The sequence below is a fragment of the Tenacibaculum litopenaei genome, from assembly GCF_964514025.1.
GTDB classification, from domain to species: domain Bacteria; phylum Bacteroidota; class Bacteroidia; order Flavobacteriales; family Flavobacteriaceae; genus Polaribacter; species Polaribacter litopenaei.
In genome coordinates this window covers 633,099-641,549 of the sequence record NZ_CAZEQT010000001.1, presented here as the reverse complement: position 1 = coordinate 641,549, position 8,451 = coordinate 633,099, and the positions used below count along the sequence as shown (strand labels likewise).

The 8,451-nt window shown below is 39.8% G+C and carries 5 protein-coding genes and 1 pseudogene; 1 reads left to right on the top strand and 5 read right to left on the bottom strand.

Annotation, left to right across the window (positions count from 1 at the left end; all coding sequences use genetic code 11):
• Positions 1-3,467, bottom strand: a pseudogene (locus tag ACKTS5_RS02675) (DUF11 domain-containing protein); the annotation flags it as partial.
• Between the two features lie 265 nt (positions 3,468-3,732).
• Positions 3,733-4,482: a TerB family tellurite resistance protein gene (locus tag ACKTS5_RS02670; protein WP_408042285.1), complete on the bottom strand. Its 750-nt coding sequence runs from the start codon at positions 4,480-4,482 to the stop codon at positions 3,733-3,735.
• 180 nt (positions 4,483-4,662) lie between these two features.
• Between ACKTS5_RS02670 and ACKTS5_RS02665 the strand changes: the two genes are divergently transcribed.
• A complete protein-coding gene (locus ACKTS5_RS02665) occupies positions 4,663-5,073 on the top strand; it encodes a BrxA/BrxB family bacilliredoxin (protein ID WP_408042284.1) in 411 nt (136 codons plus the stop codon).
• A gap of 80 nt (positions 5,074-5,153) precedes the next feature.
• Here the strand turns inward: ACKTS5_RS02665 and ACKTS5_RS02660 are convergent, their stop codons facing one another.
• From ACKTS5_RS02660 to ACKTS5_RS02650, 3 genes are read right to left on the bottom strand one after another with little or no spacing between them, the layout of a single operon-like run.
• Positions 5,154-6,074: a PorP/SprF family type IX secretion system membrane protein gene (locus ACKTS5_RS02660; RefSeq protein ID WP_408042283.1), complete on the bottom strand. Its 921-nt coding sequence runs from the start codon at positions 6,072-6,074 to the stop codon at positions 5,154-5,156.
• A gap of 35 nt (positions 6,075-6,109) precedes the next feature.
• The gene (locus ACKTS5_RS02655) at positions 6,110-6,751 is read right to left on the bottom strand and encodes a gliding motility-associated C-terminal domain-containing protein (protein ID WP_408042282.1); all 642 of its coding nucleotides are present in this window, start codon (positions 6,749-6,751) and stop codon (positions 6,110-6,112) included.
• Entirely contained in the window at positions 6,738-8,405 is a 1,668-nt protein-coding gene (locus ACKTS5_RS02650; RefSeq protein WP_408042281.1) for a hypothetical protein, read from the bottom strand. The genes ACKTS5_RS02655 and ACKTS5_RS02650 overlap by 14 nt, the downstream gene beginning before the upstream one ends.
• Between the last annotated feature and the right edge of the window lie 46 nt (positions 8,406-8,451).

Below are 8,451 nucleotides of genomic sequence, written 5' to 3'. Positions count from 1 at the left end.
GCATACCATTGGATTCCTGTTCCCGTAGCTACTAAATCAGCTACTGTTGGGCTATCGGCACTACAGAATGCTTGTGCGCTTGCTGTTGGTGCACTTGGGGTTGTGTTTACTGTTAACGTTGATTCTCCTGAAGTTAAACTAATACATTCATTTAAGGTACTGGTAATAACCACACGGTATTTATTTGTTGAAACTCCAGTAGTAGGGTTCGTGATAGTCAAACTCGTCGTAGTTACATCCGAATAAATTCCTGTATTCGTCAAATTACTCCAGGCTCCCGCTCCTCCGGTTTGCACTTGCCACTGGTATACTAATCCTGTTGTTGAAGGAGTACTCCCGCTATAGTCTGGAACTCTAGCAGGAGCTGTCCCCGTAAAAGTAGTAGTAGTTAACGAAGTTGCTCCAACTGAAATCGAACCTGAGTCAGCAGTACAAATGCTTACTGCGGTACTAGGCTGGGTATTAATTTGCGCTGAAGCCGCTACAATTTCGTTTCCGGTCAATCCTTGACCTTGATCACCACCAGCATCGGCTGCACCTCCTGAATTTACGAGATTAGGTACACCATTTGCATCGACACCTCCTTGGGTGGCTATATTTATTCTTCCATTTCCATCTAATTGGGCAGCTGCCACATTTTCATTTCCTTCAATCGCATCCAAACAACCATCATTATCTGAATCGGTATCAAGATAATCTGGTGTTCCATCACCATCGGTATCACAAGAGATTAATGATATCGCAATTTCATCTACTAAAAGCGTATTATAAGCAGAGCCTGCATTATTGTTATAGATTTCTATTGTTACTGAAGTCGTTGTTGAAGTAAACAAAAACTCGTAACGCGTCCAATTTAAAGATACTGCTCCCGTATTAATCGTTTGTAAAACGGTTCCCATTCCATCCTTAATTTGCATACGAACATCAGGGTAATTTGATAGTGGCTGACCACTAACCTCTCTGGCTGCCGCTGCAAATAAACTATAAGAATATTGCTCATTTGCCTGCACTGTTAGTGTTTCTGAATACATCAATACAGGGGTCACACCTTGTGGATTATCTAATGCAAGGTATTTCCCTTCTGTTTCTCCAGCAGCATCTGCTCCTGAATTGGGTTGATACCACGATTGTCCTGGGAAATCAGCATTGGTACCAACCCTTACGTTTTGTACATTTGCTGCTGGAACATTGGGATGACTAGTAGCTGGACTACCTGTACCAGTTCCAAAATTATCTGAGAAGGCAAAACAAGGTCTTTCATCTATATCTAAAATCCCGTCATTGTCATCATCATAGTCATTTATATCGGCTACATTATCGCCATCAGAATCTGTTAGCACTGTAAGCGTAGCACTATTCTCAATACTAATACACTCATTATTCGGGTGTGTCACAATCAATTTGTACACTTTACCATCTAATCCATTCACATTGGAAATCATCAAATTGGCAGATGTCGTTCCTGAATAGACACCTCCGTCTGATAAGTTCACTCCATCTTCTTGCCATTGATAGGTACTTGCCGCTGCGGCACTCCCTGCACCGTAATTTGGTGTAGTATTAGGTGGGGTTCCTGTAAAAGTGGTTGTATTTGTTGCCGTTACTGAAGTAACTGTAAAATTAGTAGAGTTTCCTTCAATTACTGACTTATTTTGTAAAGCAGTTGCATCAACAACTACTTGGGTTGCTACAATTTCATTTCCTGTCGCTCCTTGCCCTTGATCACCACCGGCATCAGCTGCTCCACCTGAATTTACAAGGTTCGGAACACCGTTTGCGTCAACACCTCCAAGACTCGCTTGATTAATTCTTCCATTCCCATCAAGCTGAGCTGCTGTAACATTTTCATCTGCCTCTAAAGCATCAAAACAGCCATCATTATCTGAATCTAAATCTAAGTAATCGGGAGTTGAATCTCCATCCGTATCGATACAAGTAGTCGAAACCACACTTGTTCTTACTCTGGGGTTATCCAAACGAACATTCCCTGAGGCATTGTAAAAATACACCCTCAGTTCGTAAGTTGCATTTGCTTTCATTGCAAACACATTAGACATATCAAAATCACCATTATTACTAGAGGATACCACTATTCCACTATCCAGAACGTGTTCTGTTCCTGAATTTGGATCGTAAATAACTACTGCAACGGTAAAAGTTCCTTGCGATATACTTCCTAAATAAGGAAATGTAAATCTTGAAATGGTTCTTGTCTGAGATCCTGTAAACAAGGTTGACCCCATATAATCACCGTCAGTTTGTGCTGCTGCGAAAGTCGATTGATTCACGCCTGTAACATCATGAATCGTTGCTCCAGAAATACTTTGCTTCGTGACATTCACTCCAGGGCCATCTCCGTCATAGAAATTGGTTGCGCTCACAATTCCACCACTACCTCCAATATTCACTTCATTTGATCCTCCATCTTGAAAGTAACCTATAGCATAGTCGTGGGTTAGGGTAACGTTTTGTGAACATCCTTCATCGGTATCCAAGATACCGTCATTGTCATCATCAAGATCACAGGCATCACTGATATTATCTCCGTCAGAATCTGTATTCCCTGATGCGGTTGCATTACACGGATCATTAATGGTAATGGAATCGCTCAAGGTATCGGGTAGTGCATTAGACTCCGTCTCGGTTAAACTTACATTGGTTATGGTATTTGTTATGGTCGTTGGACCTGTATTTGCATTTACTGTTGTTGTTATGGTTAACGTTGCTGTTTGATTTGCTGAGAGGGTTCCTACTGCCCAAACTCCAGTTGAAGAACTGTAGGTTCCAGAGCCTGAATGACTCACATAACTCAATCCTGCTGGTAAGACATCCGTGATGTTGATATTTGTCCCATCATTCACCCCACCGTTTTTGGCTGTCAAGGTCCAGTTAACTGTGGCTCCTTCATTAAAGGTCGATCCACTTGCCGCTTTGGTCACCTGAATGTCAGGAGAACAGTCCGTCACAGCAGTACTTCCACCATCGGCTAAAGTAATATTGGTAGCGCTACCAGAAAAGTTAGACACCAGTAGGGCATAATACTTTCCAGTTGTCACTGTCAGACTGAAATTAAATCCAGCTGCTGTATCATAATCACAGGCTAACGGAGTTGAGTAAGATCCGCAGGAAGTGGTCATGTCTGACAACGTATCGAAAGGACCCCAAATGGCTCCATCGACATCTACCAAATTTGAATTTGTTTGGTTGATCACTAAACTTCCCCCGGTATCTACCTTAAAATAGAACCAGCGTGAGTTCGGACTTGAACCGAGACAACCGTAATTATTTGTTGAATTAATAGTGTGAGCTTCTCCTCCGGAAGTTTCTGCCGCATAGGTTTGAGAAGCGCCAATACAAACGGCTGTAAAGTCCGAGAGTACTGTACAATTTTGGGCCGAGGCTCCTAGTGGTAACAACAGGAACATCAATATCCACAAGGGATATTTTGAAAGGTAATTTTTAACCATAACTATGAGATATTACATTAACAATAGCCAATCAAAATCTTGCCATGCAAAAGCAAGAGTCATTGACTGAATAACTCGTAGTATTAGTATTAGTAGTTGTAGTGTTGTAGTATGTAGTTGTTAGTAGTTTATCGTCAAAATATGTAAACTGGGTCGGTTTATATATTCATTCGTTTGACGGTGTAAATATATATAAATTAACAAATGTTAACAAAATTTATTCGACGAAATCCCCTAAGAAGTGCTAAAATGTATCGACGAATGGTTAAAAACCACGTTCATTATTTATCTTTTCATAAGCCTCTTGAACCTTTTGAAATTTCTGTTTTCCCATTTTTACGTGTTCTTCTCCTAGTCCGACCAACTTATCCGGGTGATACTTTTTCACCATCTTTCTATACGCCTGTTTTATCTCACTGTCACTTGCTGTTCTCTCTATTTCTAAGATCTCATAGGCACTCTCAGACTTTTGCTCGAACATCGCACGGATAGATGTAAAATCTCGATCACTTATATATAAATAATATGAGATTTTATGTATCGTTTCTTCTTCAATAGGAGCAACATGTCCATCGGCTTGCGCTATTCCGAACAAAAAATGCAATAATTGTAGTCTCGACGAGTGCGACATATATTCCCTAATCTGTATACAAACCTGTCTTGCAGAAACATCTTTCTTTACGATACCTTTAAAGAGTTTAAAGGCATTATTTGCTCTTGTTTTGCCATAAAGACTAACAAAATACTGACGGACAAAATCGAGTTCTCGTTGATCGATTCTACCATCTGCTTTAATAACTATAGATGCCAATACCAACAAACTAATTTCAAAATCGCCTGATTGGGCTTGACTCCTATTCCCTGTATTCTGCTGATACTCTCGTTGTTCCGCTTTTAAATCCTCCACAGAAACTCCATCGATAAAACTTCCTACTACAAACCCTATTATAGCTCCAATGGGCCCTCCCATTGTGAATCCAGCACCAGCCCCCAACCATTTCGCAAATTTTCCCATGAATATATTTTTCCTCAAATATAAACACTTAAATGCTACGAATATCTTTTCACAAAAATTTTAAGGAAATCTTAAATCTCACTGGGTATAAAAAGTAGTAATTGCTACAATAAGATAAGCTTATCACGAATATTTTGCGTGCCCATACAAAAGAGGTATCTTTGTAAAAATTTAATATATATGTATCCAGAAGAATTAGTAAAACCAATGCGTGACGAGTTGATCAGCGCTGGATTTGACGCTTTATACACTGCGGAAGATGTAGATAACGCCTTAGCAAAAGAAGGAACTACCTTAGTGATGGTAAACTCAGTATGTGGATGTGCAGCAGGAACTGCCCGACCAGGTGCAATTGCATCTTTAGGTGCAGATAAGAGCCCTCAACATTTAACTACTGTTTTTGCTGGAGTTGAGAAAGAGTCTACAGCAAAAGCTAGAGAATATATGATTCCATTTCCTCCATCTTCACCAGCAATCGCTTTGTTCAAAGATGGTCAATTAGTTCATATGTTAGAGCGTCATCACATTGAAGGTCGATCTGCTCAAGCTATCGCTCAAAATCTAGCAGCAGCTTACGACGAGCACTGTTAATAAACCATACAAAGAAACACTGAGTATTTTACTCGGTGTTTTTTTTTAGGGTATTTAAATACTACATCATCTACTCTCCTTTAGAAGGATATTATTTTTGAATTGCGATTACCTGTAGCTCCAAGACCTACTTTTAAAACAACCTCATGGGTTCCCGCGTTGTATTGTCTGTATGCTCCTGTGGTTAAGTCATAAGAGTAACTCAACAGGGAAGCATTGCCAATTTTGAGTCCTACTAGTCCTCCCAATGCATTCCCTAATCGATAATTAAGACCTACCCTAAACTTATTGTTGAACAAAAAATTAGCCGATACATCCAGAGTTATTGGAGCACCAAAAACCGCCTTTGCCATCATGGCTGGTTTAAACATTACATTTTGATTGATATACACCCACATTCCACTATCCACAAAAAAATGGATTCGATTGGTGGCTTCATTAGCTTTTGTTGTCTTTTTTACACGACTCGTACGAACAACATTTGGAACGGCTATTCCCAAATAAAACTTTTCATTTCTGTAAAGTATTCCAGCGCCTATAGTGGGACGTATACCACGGATATAATCCTGAAGATTCCTATCCCCAGTATCCTTAATATACCCCAGATTATGATCTAATCGAACATAACTGCCTCCAAATCTCATCCCGAAAGCCAAAGTCTCCTTTCCACTTAATTCCACCTCATAAGCTGCTCCTACATTAAAAGAAAGCTCCTTAACAGGCCCCGCAGTATCATTCATAAAGTTTATACCTATTCCCCAATTTGAATTGCTCCATGGCGCACGAACACTTAACAACTGTGAACGCGGAGCTCCGGGAATACCGATCCACTGCGAACGCGCCGAGAAGGTAATCTCGGCATATTCTTTGGCCCGCGCATAAGCTGGATTGAATGAAAAAGCATTCAGCATATATTGCGTAAACTGGGGGTCTTGTTGACTCCATCCTTTAAAAAAATAATGAAAAATTACAACTATTAATAGAATTCGCGTCTGTTTCATTGTCTATATTTTACGTGATTTCCAACCTATTATATTTACTCTGTACTTAAATAAATCCAGCCAACTCGTGGACTATTACCGTTTCCTGGATCAAAGACATAATAATAGGTACCAGTTGGCAACCTACTTCCGCTAGAAATAGTTGTACTTGCCTCAGAAATTCCATTCCAATTATTTTGATATCCATGTTTTTTGTACACTAAACTTCCCCATCTGTTGTAAATTTTGATATCATTATTTTTATAATTCGATTCATTAAGACAACTAATGATCAACACATCGTTTTTACCATCATCATTAGGTGTCAGATAACTATAGGCTGTAAAACAAGGAACAATCTGGTTATCTAAAGAATCCGCAATCCCATCGCCATCTTTATCTTCATCAATAAATACAACTACAGTGGCCGTTTTACAATTTCTGGGATTTGAAAAATTTTCACAAAGCTGGTATTCAAAATGATAAATACCCTTTCTCACCTGACTTGAAATGCTAAGAGTCCCATCTGTAAGTAATTCTATACCTAAAGGCAATCCAAAAGTTTTTACAGTCAGCTGTAATTCCTTATCTCCTAAAACTATTGGAGTTCCACGAAAACTATCATTGGCCAAAATGGATGAGGATGTTAATCCAGACAACAAGGGAGGTTTTTTAAAACCATCGTCAACTACTAGCAACTCGTTGAATTCGAATCGTTACCTCACCTTGTTTACAACTCTGTAAACTACTGTGATCACATAATTCATAACGCAACTTGTAAATGCCTGAAGGAATGTCTTTTTTAATAAAAATAGTCCCATCATTATTGAGTTCCAACACGTTCGAGCTTTTCACCAAAAACATGGATACTTCATCAGGACCATTTCCTAACTCTACCATTTGCCCATTTAATGTATCATTGGCCAATACTGAACTTGTAGTATCTCCTGGTTTAAAAGAACTATGCATAAAGTCATCGGCACGTACTTCTAATTTATTTCTTACCTTAATAATACCAGTAGCTATCGAAACTCCACAATTCCCTTCCATACTAATACTGTAATTGAAAACCCCACTTTGCACAGGTATTCCATTAATCTCCAACAGTCCTGATTTCCATTGAGCAGTAACCCCTCTAGGCAAGCCCTTGACACTGATCATTTTGTTTATCCCTGTAGTTTTATGAGTAATCACGGGTAAGTGATCCCCATAAAAAACTTCTGGTTGTGAGGATCCTGTCGATACTGTATTATTTTTAAAAACAGTTATTTTACCCTCTACAAATAAATCGCCACATTGCGCTATCAGCGGAATACGATAGTCAAAAACTCCTGATTCCAAAGGACTTCCTGTGATTTCCACAGTAGTACCTCCCACCAAACGTGCTGCTACTCCAGAGGGTAAATTTTCTGGAGTTCCCAATCCTGTTACTCCTGAAACCGAATGTTCGATAGTTGTTAACAGGGTACCCACACATAAACTTTGTGATTTATCAACATTATCAACAGTGCTTTGCGGTATTACGGTGATGCTTCCTTCGGCAAACAGATCTCCACATTGGGCTTTTAAAGGAATACGATAGTTAAAAACTCCTGATACAGAAGGTGTTCCTGTAATTTCCACAGTGGTACCTCCTACCAAACGTGCTTCTACTCCGGAGGGTAAATTTTCTGGTGTTCCCAATCCTGTTACTCCTGAAACCGAATGTTCGATAGTTGTTAACAGGCTGCCCACACATAAACGTTGTGATTTATCAACATTATCAACAGTGCTTTGCGGTATTACGGTGATACTTCCTTCAGCAAATAAATCGCCACATTGGGCCGTTAAAGGAATACGATAGTTGAAAACTCCTGATTCAGAAGGTGTTCCTGTGATTTCCACAGTTGTACCTCCTACCAAACGTGCTGCTACACCTGAGGGTAGATTTTCTGATGTTCCCAATCCTGTTACCCCTGAAACCGAATGTTCGATATTTGTTAACAGGGTACCCACACATAAGCTTTGCGACTTATCAAGGTTATCAACAGTACTTTGCGGTAACACAGTAATGCTTCCTTCGGCAAATAAATTTCCACATTGGGCCGTTAAAGGAATACGATAATTAAAAACTCCTGATTCAGAAGGTGTTCCTGTAATTTCCACAGTGGTACCTCCCACCAAACGTGCTGCTACTCCAGAGGGTAAATTTTCTGGAGTTCCCAATCCTGTTACTCCCGAAACCGAATGTTCGATAGTTGTTAACAGGGTGCCCACACATAAGCTCTCAGACTTATTAAGGTTATCAACAGTACTTTGCGGTATTACGGTGATGCTTCCTTCGGCAAACAGATCTCCACATTGGGCTACCAACGGAATACGATAGTTAAAAACTCCTGATTCAGAAGGGGTTCCTGTG